The sequence below is a fragment of the Providencia sp. PROV130 genome (genome assembly GCF_028482225.1).
In the GTDB taxonomy this organism is placed as follows: Bacteria; Pseudomonadota; Gammaproteobacteria; order Enterobacterales; family Enterobacteriaceae; genus Providencia; species Providencia rettgeri.
This window is the reverse complement of record NZ_JAMPQC010000003.1, coordinates 263,384-281,829: the sequence shown is the minus strand read 5'-3', so window position 1 is coordinate 281,829 and position 18,446 is coordinate 263,384. Positions and strand designations below refer to the sequence as shown.

Below are 18,446 nucleotides of genomic sequence, written 5' to 3'. Positions count from 1 at the left end.
ATCCGGCTTTCTGAACGCAGTCGACAGCGAATCACGTCCATTTCCATGATCAAAACCGACCTATAACCTATTAGGTTACTAATAATTTTTGTTCTTGTTCCAGAGTCTATTTTCTATAAAAGTGACCTTGTTCTATCAATTACGCCGCAGAGCATAGGCTGAAATTTCCTTTTATAAATTAATAAACTAAGGATATACAATGCATAAAACTTATTTTGGTCCTTATATGGATATCAGTGTTGATGCAACTTGGAATGATTGGCAAAATTACCCAAATGGCAGACCTAATGCCAAATATAGCCAAGCCGCTATTAAGTATGGGGTAGATATACTGTCTCTTGGTTTTTTAACCGCCACATTGGATAAAAAAGCAGCATGGTCAGCCCAGCCATCCATGCCCATTAGCTGGGCTAAACCTTTGTGTGATGAACTGATCGCAGGCGGTGTTAAAGTTGCTGTTTCATTTGGGGGAGCCGCTAACCAAGATGTTTCATTGGTACAAACACAAGAACAGCTCATCAACACCTACCAAGAAGCCATTGATACACTCAGCGCCTCACATATTGATTTAGATTTCGAGAATGGTCTGTACGATGCTGATAATGCATTTTCTGCCTTAAAAGTCATTATAGATAATAATCCACAAATCACCCTCAGCTTAACCTTGCCGACTATGCCAACAGGGCTAACCAGCACAGGCTTAGCACTCGTGAAAAAATCGGTCGATGCGGGTTTAATGATGAAGGTTAATGGGATGGCAATGGACTACTACGACCCGAATATCACGAGCCTTGGGGATGCAGCAGTAAAAGCTGCCAATAGCATCAAAAACCAACTAAAACCGCTATACCCGGGGATAGACGATAACGAACTCTATAATTATGTACAAATTACACCCATGATTGGTCTCAATGATGACCTCACCATGTTTAACTTTAATGATGTCAATATTCTCGCTGAATTTGCTAAAAATAATGGCCTTAACTTGGTGTCAATGTGGAGTTTAACCCGTGACCGCCCGGGAAATAAACCTTTCCCAGAGGCCATCAGCTCTGGCAACCCAGAACAAACCTATGAATTTGAATATACTGATTTATTTACTCAACAACTTAATTCATAAATAGCCCATATCACCAATATTATGGATATTGGTGATACCCCATTTTCTGTGAAATATTACGCCCGGCTGTTTTCAGTAATTCGACATAATCGCCAATGCGTTGTTCATCAAAACGAATAGTTGGAAACGAAATCGATAACCCTGCAATCACATGACCTAACCGGTCGTACACCGGTACTGCAATACAACGTAGACCTAACTCTTGCTCTTCTCGGTCCTGCGCATAATGGCACTCACGCACTACGGCTAATTCCGCCAGCAAGTCCTCTAGAGTTAAAATCGTCGTGGCTGTTTTTTGGCTGAAAGTTTCATCTTTCAATGCTAGACGAATCGCTTGTTCATCTTGCCAAGCGAGTAAAATCTTACCGATTGCAGTGCAATATAATGGGTTACGACGCCCAACTCGTGAATACATACGCAAATTATAACTCGAGTCTATTTTATGGATATAAATAATGGCATCTTCATCTAATGCACCCAAATGCACTGCTTCATGAGTCAGTTGGCCAATGCGGCGCATTTCTTTATCCGCAATTTCGATTAAGTCAACATACTCGAGGGACTTCGCACCTAATTCGAAGAGCTTCAAGGTCAGTGAATACTTATCAGCTTCACCTTCTTGTTCGACATAACCCAACTGCTTCATCGTTTGCAAAAAACGAAATGTGGTGGCTTTTGACATCAACAAACGTTGGGACAATTCAGATACACCAATCTCCTTTTGCTCTCCAAGGGCACTAAGAATACTAAATACCTTTACTACCGCTGATACGGCATCCGTTTGTGTTGTCTTATCCATTACCTTTCCATCATCCTATAAATTGCAGCCTATAAATTGATAGCAATATTATACCCCAAATTAACGAAACTAACTGATATCACCTAAGTTTGAGTAGCATAATTGTCTCTTCATACAAAAACAAGAACGATGATTCGATATTTTTAAAACGGCGTTTCATTTTTATTGAAATTGGCAATGAAATGCGCTTTAATAGCACTATCAAGTCAGCAATAGTTTACTAATTCGGTGGTGAAAATGAGTGCATATCCGCAAGTTGCCGTTATTGGCGAATGCATGGTTGAGTTGCAAAAATCGGGTGAGCTTTACAAACAAACGTTTGGTGGGGATACACTAAATACCGCACTATACCTGTCTCGTTTAACCAAAGATCACGGTGTGACAACCCGTTATATCACCGGTTTAGGCAAAGACCCATTCAGCCAACAAATGCTAAACAGTTGGCAACAAGAAGGCATCAATACTGAAGAAGTGTTTATTTCAGACAAACATTTGCCCGGAATGTATTTGATCGAAACCGCTGCCGATGGCGAACGTCGTTTTTTCTATTGGCGAGATAATGCCGCGGCAAAATTTTGGCTTGATGCAGTGTGCCTTGATCAAAACAGCAAAGCCCACACACAGCAAATTCTAAATTCACAACAATTTATCTATTTAAGTGGCATCAGCCTAGCCATTTTGCCTGACGCTTCACGTCAGTTACTATTTGAAATGTTACAACAAGCTAAGCAGCATGGTGCCAAAATTGTGTTTGATAATAACTATCGCCCAGCACTTTGGCCTTCGAAACAAGCCGCCCAACAAGCATACCAGCAAATTCTCACGTTAACCGAGATCGCTTTTCTAACCTTTGATGACGAACAACTGCTTTACGGTGATATTGATGAAACCGATGCAATTGCCCGTACCCAACAATATGGTGTGAATGAGATTGTGATTAAGCGCGGTGCCGATGCCTGTTTTGTGGTTATTGATAACGAACGCATTGAAGTTCCTGCCAATAAAATAAGCCATGTGGTTGATACCACTGCCGCAGGGGATTCTTTCAGTGCCGGCTACCTTGCTTGCCGTATTTTAGGTGGCAACCCATGCGAAGCGGCAAAAACAGGTCATTTACTGGCTGGAACCGTCATCCAACACCGGGGAGCGATTATTCCATCCGAGGCCATGCCAATCACTGCTTTAGTAAAATGTTAAGAGGCTTTAACCATGAATCAATTACTTGAAAAAATTAAGAAACTCAATGTTGTTCCTGTTATCACCATCAATAATGCAGAGCATGGCGCGCCATTAGCAAAAGCCTTAGTGGAAAATGGTCTGCCATGTGCTGAAGTCACCTTCCGTACCCCTGCCGCGGTACAAGCGATTAAAAATATGCGTGCTGCCTACCCTGAATTATTGATTGCTGCAGGTACCGTATTAACCACAGAGCAAGTTGACCAAGCCATTGAAGCGGGTGTGGATTTTATCGTCAGCCCGGGCTTTAACCCGAAAATTGTGGCTTATTGCCAACAAAAGAACGTGATTATTATTCCTGGGGTGAATAACCCAAGCCTAGTGGAACAAGCCCTTGAATTTAATCTCACCACCTTGAAATTCTTCCCAGCCGAAGCCTCTGGTGGGGTTGCCATGCTCAAAGCACTCAGCGCCGTTTACCCAGTTAAGTTTATGCCAACTGGCGGTATTGGTGTGAAAAATATAAAAGAATACACAGCACTACCTGCTGTATTAGTGTGCGGCGGTTCATGGATGGTACCCAATGACCTTATTGACAGTGAGAACTGGCAAGAGCTCGGCAAACTCATTGCCGAAGCCGCAACTATTTAATTAACAATAAAAAATCTCGTTGTCGTTATTACGCCCTTACTGGATGGTAAGGGCTTTTTTGTTGTTCGTGTTCATTAAAATATTGTTTAATTATTAGCTTTATCAAATTAATCAAAGAATATAATACAATTTACTAATAATTTAGATTATAGATTTACTTAAATAATTTACAAATAAATAAGAGTTGAATGAAACTGCATACATTTTATTTTCGCAGAAGAAAACCAATAAAGTTTATATTATTAATACTACTTATATACCCCATTAAAAATCTTATTAACTATCTAATAATATAAAGTTCAAATAACACTTCGGCAACGAGAAAGTACTTCCTTTATGGCTTCACCGAGTTCTTCATCAGAAACACTATCCGGCAAAACAATATAGTCATCCTCAGTAAACCCATCCCCCGTCCATGTTTCTAGTTTTTTATGGAGTGTTGGCCTTAATATTAAAAAACCATTTTTCTCTCTAATATTGCATAACATCATTGATTGATAAAAAATTTTTTTATTTTTGAAACCAAGAGAAGGTAAGTTTTCACTGAGCCATTTTTTTTCACACTCTGCAAGGCGATCTCTACTAAAAAAAAAGCTATCTACATGAGGATCTATAACTCTACATTTTTTTAGAGCAACTTTAGATAATTTGCCTAGCTCACTATTTGTGACTTTTTTATTAACTGATACTATAGGAACCGTATCATCTACTACAAATAAATGATATCCTGACAAAACCATAATAAAATAAAACAAATCATTTACTCGAATGGATATATTATTTCCAGAGTCATAGTTTTCCATCTCACCCCCTATTTTACTATTGTAATTTTCATATTAATATTATTCTCTATAGAATAAGCTATGGATTTATTAATTTCCACCCATTGAGCTGAAGTTGTTTTACTTGGGATTGCTATTTCTATAGTCCTTAGTTTGATATCTGAATTTAATAGTGTGAACCTTGATTGGTCTATTCCTTTAAAATTAACCACATCATTTATATATCCGTTTATTTTTGAACTGATCTTAACTGGGTTCTGATATGTTTTAGCTCCCGTATCTAATGTTTTTACACTTATCGCTTATTTATTTTTTGTAAAATAGTCAAATGTTTCCGTCCCCGCAGGTAATAGCATCCCTTGTGCTCTAACTTCATTAACTAAAACATATTATGAGTTTAATTCCATTTTTCTTATACTGTTTCCATTACTTCCTTTTTTTTTAATACTTGGTTTTGTAACTCTTTTCTTTGGTTTGATTCTGACATCAATCTTAGATTTTTCTCTTGAGCATGGATATCCCTGACAATTGATAGTAATGTCAAAGAAGAATAAGCATATTTATTAAAAGTGAATATCAAACTTATTATTTTTATAAAAATGAAAATAGTATTTTTCATGTATATATCCCTATATGACCTAACATGAAAAATAACGGTGATAAATATATCAGGCAAGCATCAAATTTATTAGATGTCTTATAAAAATTGAAGGTTAAAAAAATGATTAGCTTAAAAAACAAATACAAGCATAACCACCACAAACCTAATTTACTTATTAAGGCTCGTGGTGGTGAATAATTAAATTATTGGCTAACTAACCAATAAAACGTTTTAGTTGTAGCCGCAGCATCTCATTTTCGCGCTGAAGCCGCTCATTTTGCTCCATCAAGCTCATGGCCATTGCAATTCCCGGCCAGTCAATTTCGAGCTCATGGTAAAGTCGCACGGCCCTTCTCACGATAATCACAGCGTGGTCGTCAAATAACCATTCATTAGCAGTTTCAATGGGTTGAATTATCCCAAGGCCGACAATTTCCTGTAGTTCCTCTTCCGCAATACCTGTGTGAATACAGAAATCAATAACGGTTAATGATGTAAACTGTTCCATTATTTGCCTCCCCAATTTTTACGTGGGTCAAAACTCTGTTGAGTCTCCGCCAATTTCTGCCACAGCGCATCCGCTTCTGCATTACTGCTATTCGGCATCACGATTTTTATAATCGCATACAGGTCTCCTGCTGCACCTTTATGTTTCAGTCCTTTACCTTTAATACGTAATTTTTGTCCGGCTTGGCTATTAGCAGGAACGGTGATCACAATTGGGTCTTTTAATGTTGGAATGGTGACTTTAGTTCCGAGGGCTGCCTCCCATGGAGCAAGCGGCACGACCACTTCTAAATCATGGCCTTTGATATCAAATAATGGGTGTGGTGCAATGCGGATGGTTATCCATAAATCGCCATTTTCACCGCCATTTTCCCCCGCAGTGCCTTGCCCTTTTAAACGGATGCGCTTCCCATCAATCACACCCGCAGGAATGGTCACATTGAGTGTTTTGGGGACTTCGTTTTCGATAAAACCAAAAGCGTTATAGACCGGTAGGTTATAGCTGATGGTACGCTTATGCGATTCTTGGCTTTCTTCAAGGAAAATAGCCAATTCAACTTCTAAATCCTGCCCACGATGGCTGCGTGCCTGCCTTGTACTACCACCCCGAGCTCGTTGAGAAAACATCGATGAAAAGATGTCATCAAAGCCACCTGCATCAAACCCTTGCTGGGAATAAGTGTGGCTTTGTTGGCCTTGGTTAGCTTGGTTAAAATAAGGGTCATTCCTGTGTTCCCACATTTCATCGTATTCTGCGCGTTTTTCTTTGTCACCAAGTACCGCCCAAGCCTCTGCAATTTCTTTAAAGCGCGCTTCAGCATCTGGTTCTTTACTAACGTCAGGGTGGTATTTTCGCGCTAAACGGCGATACGCGGTCTTAATGGTTTTTAAATCATCAGTGCGTTTAACACCCATGATGCTGTAATAATCCTTTAGTTCCATAGTCATATCTCGTTCATTTGTCTGTTGAATAGAATTCTTATGGTATTTGCCCTGTTGGGCTAAACATCACGACTACCTTGAATTTAACTTAGGACATTTACGCAGTAATTGGAATAGCTAGGCTATGATAAAATTCCACAAAAAACAGGAAATTTACGTTATTTCAGGCTAAACCTATAAGAGTGTCGTTTGATTACAAGGGGAACTCTATGGATGCTATTGCCAGTCGCCTGAACTATAAAGTCAATTTTGCCATCTCTATTGAGGATTTTATTCGGTTAATTCGCCAGTCACCGTTTAAAGAGGTCGTGCCTACCGATAATCTAACTCAATTGGATGCAATGCTAAATAATGCTGATTTATTGATTAGTGCATGGGATGAGGAACAAGTGGTGGGTTTTGTGCGAGCGGTCACCGATTTTAGTTCTTGCTGCTATATATGTGAGCTTGCCATAGATGCCAATTATCAAAAGCTGGGTATTGACCGCTCTTTAATGCGCCTTGCTGCCGAAGAGCTCCCTGCGGATTGCCAAATTTTATTTTTCACCACCGACAGTAACTTAACTGAGTACCTCAGGTTGGGGTTTACTCAATCCCCTCGCGCTTGGCATACCACAGCAGAGAATTTTTTGGCTAAATTAACGAATGGAGAATAATAAATCGGTTTTTATGTTTCCTTTCTTTTTCCCCTTGAGCAAGATCTCGCGTATTATATTTGGCTTATGTTATTTCGCTACCTGTCATGGCATCGTCAGTTTGTAATAGCGCGTAAATCATTTAGTTGGGATGAAATATGTATTATTTTTTAGCTGTCTTACTTCTTATCTTTACGATTATCCTTTTAAGAATACGCGCCGTTAAAGCCGCAAATAAAAACCAGGTCATGCCTTTTAAAACCTTTAGGGAATATGAAGGCATTGATGATTATGAAAAAGCGGTAAAACATGCTGTTTATGCTATATCGAAATGCCATACCGTGATGGATAAAATGAAGTGTTATTTTGAACTTCGCATTTTATCCTATGCTTTATATTCCGATTATGAACATGAAGAGAATATGGTCTCCGCCCTTGAAGGCTTGCTGACTAAAGAATTCACATTTACCTATTCTGCATTTATTACGCCCTACCCTGAACCTATTGAAGAGACTGCCTTAACGCGCTTTTATTTGACTGATACACGCGCCCATTGCCCCCCAAATATTTGGGATTATCTGCTTGATGCTTCTGTTATGACTAATGAAGAAATTGACACGATTAATACCCTCAATGAAGCCATTGAAGTCCATCATTCATTAATGGGAACGGTATTATATGATGAGAAAATAGGTTGCTATTTTGATGATGACCATACTGTACCCGCAATTTACGACAATGACGTTTATACCGTCACCGAAGCGCAGCTCAGCCAATGGTTAGATGAGGAGCTAGACTTTATGGCTTTTTATTGCGAGTCGCTTTTAAAGGTGTGTATCGGTTATATCAAAAAAGAGAATGGCATTATTCGCGTTTAGCTGCGGGATAACGCAAAATAAGCCAATAGATTTATTTAACGCCAATATTCTCGCTTATTCATTAACTAATATAAAAACTCAAAAAACAGTTTTTATTTAGAGTTTATTACCCCGATGCTCTAAATAATTCGTATTGACCAGAGAGGATATCTCGGGAAAGACAAATGAATTTAGAAATCCGCGCGAGAGAGAAGCCCTTTCAATCTTGTTGATACCCCGATGCTGATGCTCTAAATAATTCGTGCTACAGCTAGGCGGCTAGCTAGTTTATCCTTAGGGGCATACACAGTATGGCAACCACAGGGAATATCTAAAAAAACAGTTTCAATTTAGGTTTTATTAAAAAGTCCCCGATGCTGATGCTCTAAATAATTCGTGCTACAGCTAGGCGGCTAGCTAGTTTAGCCCTAGGAGCATACACAAGTATGTGACTAGGGTGAACTAGTGAAGCCAACAACGCTGTGGTACGAAGTATGACGAGCATCTATTTGAGGCGGCCGCGGAGGCGTTTGATCGCCTGACTATGCAACTGACTCACCCTCGACTCCCCCACATCCAACACCGCGCCTATCTCTTTCAGATTCAGCTCTTCTTGGTAATACAGCGTCAGCACCATTTTTTCGCGTTCTGGCAATTGATCAATCGCCGCCGCAATTTGGTCACGTAAACTAGAGTCCAGCAACAAACTCAGCGGGTTACCGCCATCTTGCTCATCCATTTGCGGTTCGCAGCTTTCCCCGTGAACCTCATGCCACTCATCATAGGAAAACAACTGGCTATTATTAGTGTCTAGCAGCGCTTGGCGATACTCCGTAAGGTCGATATCCAGCGCTTTAGCGATTTCTGGCTCGGTGGCGCTGCGCCCTAACGATTGCTCCAGCGCACCAATGGCTTTAGTCATTTCACGTGCTTGGCGACGCACACTGCGCGGCACCCAATCACGGCTACGCAATTCATCTAGCATCGAACCCCGAATTCGCTGCACCGCATAGGTGGCGAACGACGCCCCTTGGGTCACATCGAAACGTTCCAATGCATGCAGTAAGCCAATGCCCCCCGCTTGAATTAAGTCGTCGATATCAACACTGGCAGGTAGTCTGACTTGCAGTTTCAGGGCTTCATGGCGTATTAGAGGATAATAACGCTCCCATAGGCTATTTTTATTAATCACACCATCAGCAGTATACAAATCACTCACAACCTGAATCACCCTTCAAGCTTTATAAAAGGTACTCATTATCAATGTTGAATAGGAATTCAATCCGTAGAGTAAGGCACTAAATGTGGCTTTATTTGCCTTATCCTAAATAGGATAAATTTGAATGATTGCCATGTTAATTATTGTTTTAAATCAACTTTCAGGGAATTTTACGGGTGATACAAGTCAGAGTGGTTGTTGTGTTAAAAGGTATTTTTTTCATTGAATTACAGGTTTTGGTTTTATACTTTGCCATTGACGGTAGGCTTAGTTAGCCCCCTTAAAACAAATGGCGCTATTGGCAAGCAACTAGCGCACTTAACCCTAAGTATCAGGTATCGATAATAATGGCGATTAAATAATCCAACCACTGAATTATATATAAAGAATATAATTATTGAGTTAATCTAATATTAATTAAACATTAGAAGCATTCAGGTAAATAAATTACCATTTGACAAATTGAATTTACATAATATATTTTACATTCACTCTATTCAACATCACTCTTGCTTAATTTAAATAAATTAAATATATAGCGTTTTCTAAAGTGATTATCTTTTAATTAAAAGTTTAACATAAACAATTAAGAAAAAATGGCATACAAAATATATTTCTTTTATTTTTTCTTTCTTTTCCCGATGTGGATCTCCAAAACATTGCAACCCATCTATTGGGAACAGCAGGCGCAATTAACGTTATTTTCAATTTCGTACGTAATGATGGCAATTGCGGGCGCGTGCTCACTGCTTTATGCCAAAGGCCTTTCCCGAATTGGCACTAAAAATGGGTTAATTGTGGGCTTTTTCCTGTATGGAAGCGGCCTTGTTCTTAGAGCCTACCCCACAGGGATGGCTATCGCTGTGACTTCAGGTTTGATGGCAGGAATGGGGGCGAGTATTATCGCTATTGCACTAAAATCACTAATTTTTAATATTGATAAACAGGAACAAAATAAAGTCGTGCTGCATACCGATAATTTAAGCACCGTTGCACAAAGCCTTGGGGCTTTGATTGCTGGAGGGCTAGTGACAATTTTATCGGTTATAGATCAAAGCCCCTATCGTTCTGCTTTGTTAATTAGCAGAGCCATGGTATTAATCGCCATAGTTGCCATCCCTTCATTAAAAATACAGCAGACGGAGAAATCATTAACTAAAAAAATATCCCAAAAAAACGCTTCATTTTTTCATTTTCTCATTAAAACAGATTTAGTGTTATTTATTGCATTTATTATCAGTGGTGCCAGTTGGGCGCTGATCTTACCCATTATCCCAGTGTATTTAAAAAACATGCACTTTTCAGATGCAAATGTTGGCCTAGTGCTGTCACTAGGTGTTATTTCTGGGCTAATACTCAAAAACCTTTTTATGTTTATTTTTTCTGGCAAAGAAAAATCTATTTCATTACTCGTTTTTTCTGGTTTATGCATGCTGATGCTCTATGGCATGTTCTGGTCAATAAAATATGGTTCTACGATTATTTTCGCCTTCTCGATTATTAGTATGTATATGTTTAGAACAGTTTGCTCACTACTGATTAATTTAGTTGAGATGGAAATTGCCCGCAAAGGGAATGCCGAGCATATTTTTGGTTTAATACAAACCGCATTTTTAACAGGGGATATCTTTGGCGGAATTGCCCTACCCTATGTTTATAAGTCTGGTTTTCTGGTTAATTATCCTTTGGTTATTATTGTATTTATTTTGCTATCAAACATATTAATTTACAGCTGTGCTAAAACCAGCGCTAAAGTTCATACAGAATTTATCTGAAACTACTTGATTATATTATAGGCCCTTAATTGCTCGTGGGCTGTGGCATCTTCGGTTGTAATATTAGTTTTAACACTCTTAATATTTAATGTTTTCTCTTTTGTTGATAATGTTGGCGTCCCATCCATGCCGCTCCTCTAATTCCACTTGAGTCCCCATGCTTAGCGGTGACGAAATGGGTATGACAAACCCCACCGAACACATATTGGCCAACGCACTGGTTAATATTCAGCATTATTTCAGGAACGTTTGACAGACCACCACCCAATACAATGGTTTCGGGGTCTAACATGTTAACAATGGATGCTAGGCATCGGTGTAATTGATTTTTATATAAACCCCAAGTCTTTAGCGAATCAGAGTCATTAGCCCTCATCAACTCTATTATTTCATATGACTTTAAGTGTTCCCCTGTTCTTGATAAATACTGTCTCTCAAGACCGGTTCCCGAAATAAACGATTCAATACAGTTTATCCTACCGCAGTAGCAAGTCGTACTTGCGCCATCAACGTCTAGTGAGTAACTCGGTAAAGGGTTATGCCCCCACTCGCCAGCACATGCATTTATACCATTGAGTAGTTTGCCATGTACGACGTAGCCACCTCCACACCCAGTTCCTAAAATAACACCAAAAACAGACTGACAGTTCGATGCATTACCATCAACTTGCTCTGAAAGTACAAAACAATTTGCGTCATTACTTATTGAAATAGGGATATGCACATTACTTTCTAAATCACTAAGCAGTGTCTTACCATTGATAACTAATATATTTGAATTTCTTATTTTACCCGTTTCAATATCACAATTCCCAGGGAGGCAAATACCCAAACTCATTTCTTCATTATACCGTAGAGTTGTCTCTTTTATTATTTTACTTAATGAGTTCAAAAAGTCCTCATAGCTCGATTTAATCGTTTTAAACCGTTCTTTATAAATAGTACTTCCACATTCGTCAATGATAATAACTTCTATTTTAGTACCACCAATATCGATACCAATACTTAACATGTGTTCCTCACTGATTTTAGTTATCGGCTAAGGGTAATAATGCTCAAACACATTTTCAATGTGTGTCTTAATTGCACGTTCAGCGTCAATAACATTCTTATTTTTAATCGCTTCATAAATAGCGACATGCTCATGATAGCTTCGTGTATTATTTTTTATCATTTTCTCTGTATTGTTAAACCTAATTCTAGCCTCTATTAACCATTTTAGTAATGCTGCATGAATAGATAAAAATAATGGATTGTTAGGAATTGATGCCAGAACACGATGAAACGCGATATCCGTATAAACAAATTTATCATGATTTTCTAACGAGTTTTTATTTAAAACTAAAGCATCATATAACTCATTAATTTGCGCCTCGGTGGCATGTTCGGCTGCATATCTGACAATACCAATTTCAAATAGCTCCCTTAACTGTTCGAAATATCGAATCCCATCAGGTTGAATCAGCAAATCCTTAACAGCGCCAGACATCAAAGAGACTAGGGTATCCGCTGATGGCGTTGTGACTATCGGTCTTTCACCATTTGATAACTGGACCAATCCTTTACGCTTTAAACCTGCAATAGCCTCGCGTATCGATGGGCGCCCAACATCAAACATTTCCATCAAAGCTCGCTCAGAAGGCAAGCGCTCACCCTCTTTAAATTCACCTTGTCGTATCATACCTTCTAATTGTTCTTCAATAACATCTGATAACTTTTTCCGTTTAACAGGCCTTTTTATGTTGTGTTTTTTCTCGTCGTTTGGCGATGTCATTGTTATCTCCCTAATAATCAAACTATTAAGAAGAACTATAACACATCCCTTTTTTTTCATAAACACAATCGAAATAGCTATTTTGGCAACTCAATAAAACTTGTCATACCTTATTTTGATAATAACTTTAGCGAGTTCTTTTGATTTATCTACATCTAATTGGGTGGCATGAAGTTCTCCAGGAAAAATAACTAAGGCATCGCCGGTTGATAATATGACTTCTTTCTCAAAATCCATGTATTTAAATAATTTGTAATCCTCTTTTTCAGAAGAGGCAAAGCATACATTGCCAATATTATCATCAATAGATATTAATATTTTTTCGCATCCAGTTAATGGAATATGAATATCAATGTAATTGGTATGCATCTCAATTACACGATTTTCTTTCGATTCGGTTCTCAATGTTTTTCGCGTTAAATTTATATCATCAGAACTCATACCATCAAAACTGTAAAAACCATCATTGAGTTGCCTGAGATCGTTTATCGTATATTGAGAAAGTAATTCCCGGACTGATATAGGTAACACATTGGAGTTAATTAAACTTTCATATTTTTGTAGGATCATACTATTTATTCTTTTCTAATTTTTCAACGTAGTTAATAGCAACAGTAAAAGGTTTACCATCAACTGCATCATTCATTCTAAGATATTCAGGGTAAATTGCTTTTTGTAGTCTCGATGGGAGATCAAAACCAATCACCAGAATAGTAATGAATGTTAGGCCAAAAGACAGCGATCCTAATGCAACCCCCATACTGAGGTTTTGTGCGATTAATGCGCCTATTATCGGAGCTAATGCACCACCGAGCGCCCCAACATTGTAGATAAAGCCAAGGTTTGCTGCGCGTTGGTCCGTATCATAGTAACCGCCAACCAACTTAGGTAATAAACCTGAAATACCCTGACCAAATAATTGTTGGAAGAATATTAAAATACCTAGCGACCATAAGCTCTCACCACCAATAGCAAACACCGGTATAATAAAGAGCTGTGACAATAATAAACTATAGACATATGCCTTTCGCGTTCCGAACTTATCACCGGTAAAGCCAGCAACACAGCAACCAATAGCAGCGCCAAACCCACTAAAAAAAAGTAAATCAGCGACACTGGCGGGGGTATAACCAAGATCGGTTTTTAAATAAGTTGGTAATAACGATTGTATAGGCCAAGAATATAAAAATGCAGAAAGAACAACGAGTATTAACCCCAACCCAGTAGGCCATCGTTTTCCGTTACTTTGAACTATAAAACTAATAAAGACAATCGAAATCAAAATACCCAACAAAATAATAATAAGTGATGAGTTTACCTTTCCACTAAAACAATAGTAAAGCGCAGCACCGACTAAAACGGTTAATACAACATTTATATATTTATTTTTCCCTTTATAGAGGATCCCTACCATTGTTGGCATATTAGTGCTATTCGCTTGGTGTTTTATCCAATCTTCCGTTTCAGGAATATTTTTTCTAAGCCAAAGTGCAAATATAATAGGAAAGATGCCAATATAAAAAAGCATTCTCCAACCATATATAGGAACAATGATACTATACACTTGAGCCGCCACAACAGCACCAACCGCAAAACCAGAAATAAGAAAGCCACTGGCTTTATTTCTCATTTTTTGTGGCCAACTTTCAATCACATAGGTTGCGCTAGAGCTATATTCCCCAGCCATTCCCAAACCAATGACAATCCGTGCAATAAACAGTACCGTATAGCTTGGTGCTAATCCACAAGCTAATGTCCCTACCGAAAATAGGCAGATACTTGTTACCATGGCTATCTTTCTACCATACTTATCGCCAAGTGCCCCTAAAGCTAAGCCCCCAAACCATCGAGAAATAAATGCTGCGCTAATCAGGCTTGCTGCCTGTACTGTTGATAAATCAAACTCTTGTATTACTTCTGTTAATACTAGTGTGATAATGACAAAATCAAAACCATCTAACACATAGCCTATCCAAGCTGCCGAAAATGCTTTCCACTGCGTTTTTGTTAATTGCTTATACCAAGGTAGTTCTATTTTATTTAACATAAAAGATAACCTCAGAAAGGTGTTTTTCAACACCTTTCATTATTAATGTAGTTATTATTTAAGGTTTAGCTCTTTAGAAAGAGTATCACTAATTAACGTTAATTTTTCATGATGCTTTGGATTAATTGGACTAAATGGTTTTCTGCATATCGCGTTTTCGATAACACCCAAATTTTTAAGGACTTGTTTTAGCCCTTTAAAAACACCCACTTCAATTAATGTATCAATGACTTCATTACAATCTGATTGAAGTTGTTTTGCTCTGGTAATATCACCTTCTTTAAAGGCTTTTAATATTGCACAATATCTCGCTCCCATGATGTTATATGTACTCCCTATCCCACCATCAGCGCCAGCAACTAACCCAGAAAGCAAGATTTCATCATAGCCGTTATAAATAATTTTATTTGGCGCATCCCTTCTTATTTGTTCAAGTTGATATAAATCACCTGATGTTTGCTTTATCGCTGCCACCTTATCGAGATTAAGTAAATCTTTAATCTGTTGACGTGTTAATTTAACACCGCTTAAAGCAGGAATATTATAAATAATCATTGGCAAGCCATTTGCTGAGCTAATAATGTTTTTATAGTGCTCTGCAATTTCATCAAATCCAAAGGGATAATAAAACGGTGTTACCGCAGAGACCGCATCATATTTAAGCTTTGATGAAATGTTCGCTAAGTATTCGCTTTCTTTGGTGCTAATACATCCGACATGTGCAATGAGTTTTAGTTTTCCTGCGGATTCGTCTTTTACTATTTCTAGAATTTCAGCGCGTTCATCAACAGATTGAATAAACGCTTCCCCTGTTGATCCCCCAACATATAGCCCATCAACCCCAAGTCGCATATTAAATTGAACTAAATTTCGCAAAGATGCTTCATCGATGCTTTCATCACTGCGATATGGTGTTAAAAGTGCTGAATAAATACCTTTTAGATTTGCGTTCATCGTAATCCCCTAGCTAATTTTGTATACCTAGTACACCACAATTGGTTTGAGATGATCACAAGAATAGTTAATTAATGTGATCGTTCCGACATTAATTATCTATTTAAGTAAAAAGAGAATTGTAAAAACAAGCTATCATCTAACTGATATGTAAGGTGATTTAAGGTGTGTTTACTATGGTGTAGTTAGTCTTGAGTCGCCAAAAGAGATAAGAGTGCCATTTGTCGTGAAATGAGGGTGTTTGATAAACTACAAATGGGTTTTGAATAGGTCGTTTTTTAATACTACGGCGTTTATCTAGCTTAAGTCGTCAAATAAAAAATGCATTTCAATCGCCCCCTCCATCTCTAATAACGATTAAAAACATAAGGTTAAAACATAGTATGTACCAAATTGAAAAGCTTCCCCCCTCTGCACAAGAATATTGTGATTTACGTATTAAAGCCGGGTTATCGATGAAATCACTCTCTGCGGCGAAAATCGGTTTACCAAATAGTTTATTTGCTGTTTCAATTCGAGATGGTGAGACTTTAATTGCGATGGGGCGAGTCGTTGGGGATGGAGCCTGTAATTTCGAAATTGTGGATATTGCGGTTGACCCTAATTGGCAAGGGAAAGGGCTAGGAAGGGTCGTTATGGAGCATATTGAAAGCTATTTAAATTCGGCCGTCTTAGAAGGTTCTTACGTCTCTATGATTGCGGATAAGCCTGAGTTTTATCAAAAAATGGGATACCTATCTGTAGGGCCGAAATCGGAAGGCATGACGAAAAAATTTAACACTAATTAGCAGATATTAGCTTTAGTGTTTGACTTAGTTAACGATAAACTTGGCATGTTCCCTAAACGACAAAACCACCGTAAATAAACATAACAAGCAGGTTCTTTTAACCTATCGGTTAGCTTGTTATTGGTACTCACCTTATTAAAACAAAGCCCTAACGAATAAGTTAGGGCTTTGTCGGTAGTCTAAGGCCAGCGATGTTGGCCTTTATAACTCACCAATCACGAATTAACGTAACAGGCTCAGAACACCTTGTGGAACTTGGTTAGCTTGTGCTAACACAGCAGTACCTGCTTGTTGCAGAATCTGACCACGGCTCATGTTAGAAACTTCAGTTGCGAAGTCAGCATCTTGAATACGGCTACGTGCTGCGCTCAGGTTGTTAACAGAGTTGTTCAGGTTGTTGATGGTAGATTGTAAACGGTTCTGTACCGCACCTAATGATGAGCGTAAGCTATCAACTTGAGCTAAAGCTTCGTCTAATTGATCCAACGGCTTAATTTCTAATGCTTGAGCGTCTGTCAGTGCAGTTGGTGCACCAAATGTGATTTTGGTTTTTATATTTGGTGCAGAGCCATCATCTTCAACTTTTAATGTAGATGAAGCAATAACTTCTTTACCATCTTCATCTGTAGCCGTAATGTAAATGTTTTCTCCGTCTTTTGAGCCATCTGCATTTAATTTTTGGTAAACTTTAACGTTTGTTAAATCCTTACCACCGATTTGCAAAGCATCGATCGCTGTTTTTGCAGCAGCGTCACCTAATTCTGTAGCATCGTCAGACGATTTCAATGAAGCAATATCAATTTGCTGTTTAAGTCCAGCATTTGCATTGAAATCATCCAATTTTAATACAGAACTATTAATTTTTTTCAAATTAATAGTAATTGATTCTCCATCCTTTGAACCAACTTGTACGTTCATTGATGAATTCTCTTTCAGAACTTTCACCCCATTAAATTGAGTTTGTTCTGAAATACGGTCAATCTCTGCTAAACGCTGGGTAACCTCATCCTTAATTGATTTCATGTCAGATTGAGAGTTTGAACCATTTTGAGATTGTACAGTTAGTTCACGAATCCGCTGTAAGTTATCATTGATTTCATTAACTGCGCCTTCGGCAGTTTGCGCGATAGAGATACCATCATTAGCGTTACGAGATGCTTGAGTCAAACCTTTAATGTTTGCAGTAAAACGGTTAGCAATCGCTTGGCCCGCAGCATCGTCTTTTGCGCTGTTGATACGTGAACCGGAAGATAAACGCTCAATTGCAGTACCTAATACGCCTTGTGAACGGTTTAAGTTGTTCTGAGTGGTCAGAGACAGAATGTTAGTGTTGATAACTTGTGCCATGATGTGATCCTTATTATTCAAATTAATGCGTTAAGCCACAATGCTTAACTTGATGAATTTCGTCAGCAACTAGGTTATCGGCTACAAAAAAGTCCCCTTTAGGCTTTTTAATGAAAATTTTTATCTGCAAGGGGGTAAATGGCTTTACAGCCTGCTTTTCCTGACATTATTTTTTAGCAAACCAACCTGCTTTTATTAATTTTATTATTATTTAATTTCAATAGGGATAATTAACCGCTTTTATCTCATCAGCTCTCCCCATCACTCTTTTTCAGAATAGTCTAAAATTTTGCTCCATTTTGCCGATAAGACTCTAAATAGACTCTATTTCAGAGTTAATGACACAGGCATAGACTCTAAATCATTCGGGTTGCAGGTAGGCGACAAGTGAAGATAGACCGATGAGCATACACAAGTGTGTGATTCGGCTAGCTGAACGAAGTCAACCCCCACTGCTGCTTGAAGGATGACG

20 protein-coding genes are annotated in these 18,446 nt (G+C 38.4%); 7 read left to right on the top strand and 13 right to left on the bottom strand.

Going from position 1 to position 18,446, the window contains the following annotated elements; all coding sequences use genetic code 11:
* The first annotated feature begins 199 nt into the window (after positions 1 to 199).
* Positions 200 to 1,120, top strand: a complete 921-nt coding sequence (locus PSF28_RS02475; protein ID WP_272684579.1) for a chitinase — start codon at positions 200 to 202, stop codon at positions 1,118 to 1,120.
* A gap of 19 nt (positions 1,121 to 1,139) precedes the next feature.
* On the opposite strand, the gene kdgR is transcribed toward PSF28_RS02475, so the two are convergent.
* A complete protein-coding gene (gene kdgR / locus PSF28_RS02470) occupies positions 1,140 to 1,919 on the bottom strand; it encodes a DNA-binding transcriptional regulator KdgR (protein ID WP_210837367.1) in 780 nt (259 codons plus the stop codon).
* Between the two features lie 237 nt (positions 1,920 to 2,156).
* Here kdgR and PSF28_RS02465 point away from each other — a divergent pair, with 237 nt between their 5' ends.
* Positions 2,157 to 3,116 (top strand): sugar kinase, encoded by a 960-nt coding sequence (locus PSF28_RS02465; RefSeq protein ID WP_272665173.1) that lies wholly within the window; start codon positions 2,157 to 2,159, stop codon positions 3,114 to 3,116.
* 12 nt (positions 3,117 to 3,128) lie between these two features.
* Positions 3,129 to 3,746 (top strand): bifunctional 4-hydroxy-2-oxoglutarate aldolase/2-dehydro-3-deoxy-phosphogluconate aldolase, encoded by a 618-nt coding sequence (locus PSF28_RS02460; RefSeq protein WP_210837363.1) that lies wholly within the window; start codon positions 3,129 to 3,131, stop codon positions 3,744 to 3,746.
* 299 nt (positions 3,747 to 4,045) lie between these two features.
* Here the strand turns inward: PSF28_RS02460 and PSF28_RS02455 are convergent, their stop codons facing one another.
* The 5 genes from PSF28_RS02455 to cbpA all read right to left on the bottom strand — a co-directional run bounded on the left by PSF28_RS02455 (position 4,046) and on the right by cbpA (position 6,578).
* Positions 4,046 to 4,549: a contact-dependent growth inhibition system immunity protein gene (locus tag PSF28_RS02455; protein WP_272684578.1), complete on the bottom strand. Its 504-nt coding sequence runs from the start codon at positions 4,547 to 4,549 to the stop codon at positions 4,046 to 4,048.
* Positions 4,550 to 4,557: 8 nt separating this feature from the next.
* Positions 4,558 to 4,827 carry a hypothetical protein gene (locus tag PSF28_RS23625; protein ID WP_442958799.1) on the bottom strand — a complete coding sequence of 90 codons (270 nt, stop codon included), beginning with the start codon at positions 4,825 to 4,827 and terminating at the stop codon, positions 4,558 to 4,560.
* Between the two features lie 113 nt (positions 4,828 to 4,940).
* Positions 4,941 to 5,147 carry a hypothetical protein gene (locus PSF28_RS02450; protein ID WP_210837359.1) on the bottom strand — a complete coding sequence of 69 codons (207 nt, stop codon included), beginning with the start codon at positions 5,145 to 5,147 and terminating at the stop codon, positions 4,941 to 4,943.
* Between the two features lie 196 nt (positions 5,148 to 5,343).
* A complete protein-coding gene (locus PSF28_RS02445; RefSeq protein WP_210837357.1) occupies positions 5,344 to 5,637 on the bottom strand; it encodes a chaperone modulator CbpM in 294 nt (97 codons plus the stop codon).
* Entirely contained in the window at positions 5,637 to 6,578 is a 942-nt protein-coding gene (gene cbpA / locus PSF28_RS02440; RefSeq protein WP_272684655.1) for a curved DNA-binding protein, read from the bottom strand. Before cbpA ends, PSF28_RS02445 begins: the two co-directional genes overlap by 1 nt.
* Positions 6,579 to 6,787: 209 nt before the next feature.
* Between cbpA and PSF28_RS02435 the strand changes: the two genes are divergently transcribed.
* Both PSF28_RS02435 and PSF28_RS02430 read left to right on the top strand, forming a co-directional pair.
* Positions 6,788 to 7,234 carry a GNAT family N-acetyltransferase gene (locus PSF28_RS02435; protein ID WP_210837355.1) on the top strand — a complete coding sequence of 149 codons (447 nt, stop codon included), beginning with the start codon at positions 6,788 to 6,790 and terminating at the stop codon, positions 7,232 to 7,234.
* Between the two features lie 137 nt (positions 7,235 to 7,371).
* Complete coding sequence (locus PSF28_RS02430; RefSeq protein WP_210837353.1) at positions 7,372 to 8,091, top strand: DNA-binding protein; 720 nt, start codon at positions 7,372 to 7,374, stop codon at positions 8,089 to 8,091.
* 484 nt (positions 8,092 to 8,575) lie between these two features.
* Here PSF28_RS02430 and PSF28_RS02425 read toward each other — a convergent pair whose 3' ends face one another.
* Positions 8,576 to 9,289 carry an RNA polymerase sigma factor FliA gene (locus PSF28_RS02425; RefSeq protein ID WP_272684577.1) on the bottom strand — a complete coding sequence of 238 codons (714 nt, stop codon included), beginning with the start codon at positions 9,287 to 9,289 and terminating at the stop codon, positions 8,576 to 8,578.
* A 596-nt stretch (positions 9,290 to 9,885) separates the two neighbouring features.
* Here PSF28_RS02425 and PSF28_RS02420 point away from each other — a divergent pair.
* Positions 9,886 to 11,064, top strand: coding sequence for an MFS transporter (locus PSF28_RS02420; RefSeq protein ID WP_272684576.1), 1,179 nt, complete (start codon positions 9,886 to 9,888; stop codon positions 11,062 to 11,064).
* Between the two features lie 85 nt (positions 11,065 to 11,149).
* Here the strand turns inward: PSF28_RS02420 and PSF28_RS02415 are convergent, their stop codons facing one another.
* The 5 genes from PSF28_RS02415 to PSF28_RS02395 all read right to left on the bottom strand — a co-directional run bounded on the left by PSF28_RS02415 (position 11,150) and on the right by PSF28_RS02395 (position 15,839).
* Positions 11,150 to 12,076: an ROK family protein gene (locus PSF28_RS02415; RefSeq protein WP_272684575.1), complete on the bottom strand. Its 927-nt coding sequence runs from the start codon at positions 12,074 to 12,076 to the stop codon at positions 11,150 to 11,152.
* Positions 12,077 to 12,103: 27 nt separating this feature from the next.
* Entirely contained in the window at positions 12,104 to 12,838 is a 735-nt protein-coding gene (nanR, locus tag PSF28_RS02410; protein WP_272684654.1) for a transcriptional regulator NanR, read from the bottom strand.
* A 90-nt stretch (positions 12,839 to 12,928) separates the two neighbouring features.
* The gene (locus PSF28_RS02405) at positions 12,929 to 13,408 is read right to left on the bottom strand and encodes a YhcH/YjgK/YiaL family protein (protein ID WP_272684574.1); all 480 of its coding nucleotides are present in this window, start codon (positions 13,406 to 13,408) and stop codon (positions 12,929 to 12,931) included.
* A 1-nt stretch (position 13,409) separates the two neighbouring features.
* Entirely contained in the window at positions 13,410 to 14,885 is a 1,476-nt protein-coding gene (locus PSF28_RS02400) for an MFS transporter (RefSeq protein ID WP_272684573.1), read from the bottom strand.
* A 54-nt stretch (positions 14,886 to 14,939) separates the two neighbouring features.
* Complete coding sequence (locus tag PSF28_RS02395; protein WP_272684572.1) at positions 14,940 to 15,839, bottom strand: N-acetylneuraminate lyase; 900 nt, start codon at positions 15,837 to 15,839, stop codon at positions 14,940 to 14,942.
* 383 nt (positions 15,840 to 16,222) lie between these two features.
* Here PSF28_RS02395 and PSF28_RS02390 point away from each other — a divergent pair, with 383 nt between their 5' ends.
* Positions 16,223 to 16,627, top strand: a complete 405-nt coding sequence (locus PSF28_RS02390; protein WP_442958798.1) for a GNAT family N-acetyltransferase — start codon at positions 16,223 to 16,225, stop codon at positions 16,625 to 16,627.
* A 222-nt stretch (positions 16,628 to 16,849) separates the two neighbouring features.
* Here the strand turns inward: PSF28_RS02390 and PSF28_RS02385 are convergent, their stop codons facing one another.
* Positions 16,850 to 17,974 (bottom strand): FliC/FljB family flagellin, encoded by a 1,125-nt coding sequence (locus tag PSF28_RS02385; RefSeq protein WP_272684571.1) that lies wholly within the window; start codon positions 17,972 to 17,974, stop codon positions 16,850 to 16,852.
* Positions 17,975 to 18,446 lie beyond the last annotated feature (472 nt).

What these genes read in the sequence shown, in the direction of transcription:
- PSF28_RS02475 (WP_272684579.1), top strand. Translation starts at nt 200, where the DNA reads ATGCATAAAACTTATTTTGGTCCTTATATGGATATCAGTGTTGATGCA.
- kdgR (WP_210837367.1), bottom strand. Translation starts at nt 1,919, where the DNA reads ATGGATAAGACAACACAAACGGATGCCGTATCAGCGGTAGTAAAGGTA.
- PSF28_RS02465 (WP_272665173.1), top strand. Translation starts at nt 2,157, where the DNA reads ATGAGTGCATATCCGCAAGTTGCCGTTATTGGCGAATGCATGGTTGAG.
- PSF28_RS02460 (WP_210837363.1), top strand. Translation starts at nt 3,129, where the DNA reads ATGAATCAATTACTTGAAAAAATTAAGAAACTCAATGTTGTTCCTGTT.
- PSF28_RS02455 (WP_272684578.1), bottom strand. Translation starts at nt 4,549, where the DNA reads ATGGAAAACTATGACTCTGGAAATAATATATCCATTCGAGTAAATGAT.
- PSF28_RS02450 (WP_210837359.1), bottom strand. Translation starts at nt 5,147, where the DNA reads ATGAAAAATACTATTTTCATTTTTATAAAAATAATAAGTTTGATATTC.
- PSF28_RS02445 (WP_210837357.1), bottom strand. Translation starts at nt 5,637, where the DNA reads ATGGAACAGTTTACATCATTAACCGTTATTGATTTCTGTATTCACACA.
- cbpA (WP_272684655.1), bottom strand. Translation starts at nt 6,578, where the DNA reads ATGGAACTAAAGGATTATTACAGCATCATGGGTGTTAAACGCACTGAT.
- PSF28_RS02435 (WP_210837355.1), top strand. Translation starts at nt 6,788, where the DNA reads ATGGATGCTATTGCCAGTCGCCTGAACTATAAAGTCAATTTTGCCATC.
- PSF28_RS02430 (WP_210837353.1), top strand. Translation starts at nt 7,372, where the DNA reads ATGTATTATTTTTTAGCTGTCTTACTTCTTATCTTTACGATTATCCTT.
- PSF28_RS02420 (WP_272684576.1), top strand. Translation starts at nt 9,886, where the DNA reads ATGGCATACAAAATATATTTCTTTTATTTTTTCTTTCTTTTCCCGATG.
- PSF28_RS02415 (WP_272684575.1), bottom strand. Translation starts at nt 12,076, where the DNA reads ATGTTAAGTATTGGTATCGATATTGGTGGTACTAAAATAGAAGTTATT.
- nanR (WP_272684654.1), bottom strand. Translation starts at nt 12,838, where the DNA reads ATGACATCGCCAAACGACGAGAAAAAACACAACATAAAAAGGCCTGTT.
- PSF28_RS02405 (WP_272684574.1), bottom strand. Translation starts at nt 13,408, where the DNA reads ATGATCCTACAAAAATATGAAAGTTTAATTAACTCCAATGTGTTACCT.
- PSF28_RS02400 (WP_272684573.1), bottom strand. Translation starts at nt 14,885, where the DNA reads ATGTTAAATAAAATAGAACTACCTTGGTATAAGCAATTAACAAAAACG.
- PSF28_RS02395 (WP_272684572.1), bottom strand. Translation starts at nt 15,839, where the DNA reads ATGAACGCAAATCTAAAAGGTATTTATTCAGCACTTTTAACACCATAT.
- PSF28_RS02390 (WP_442958798.1), top strand. Translation starts at nt 16,223, where the DNA reads ATGTACCAAATTGAAAAGCTTCCCCCCTCTGCACAAGAATATTGTGAT.
- PSF28_RS02385 (WP_272684571.1), bottom strand. Translation starts at nt 17,974, where the DNA reads ATGGCACAAGTTATCAACACTAACATTCTGTCTCTGACCACTCAGAAC.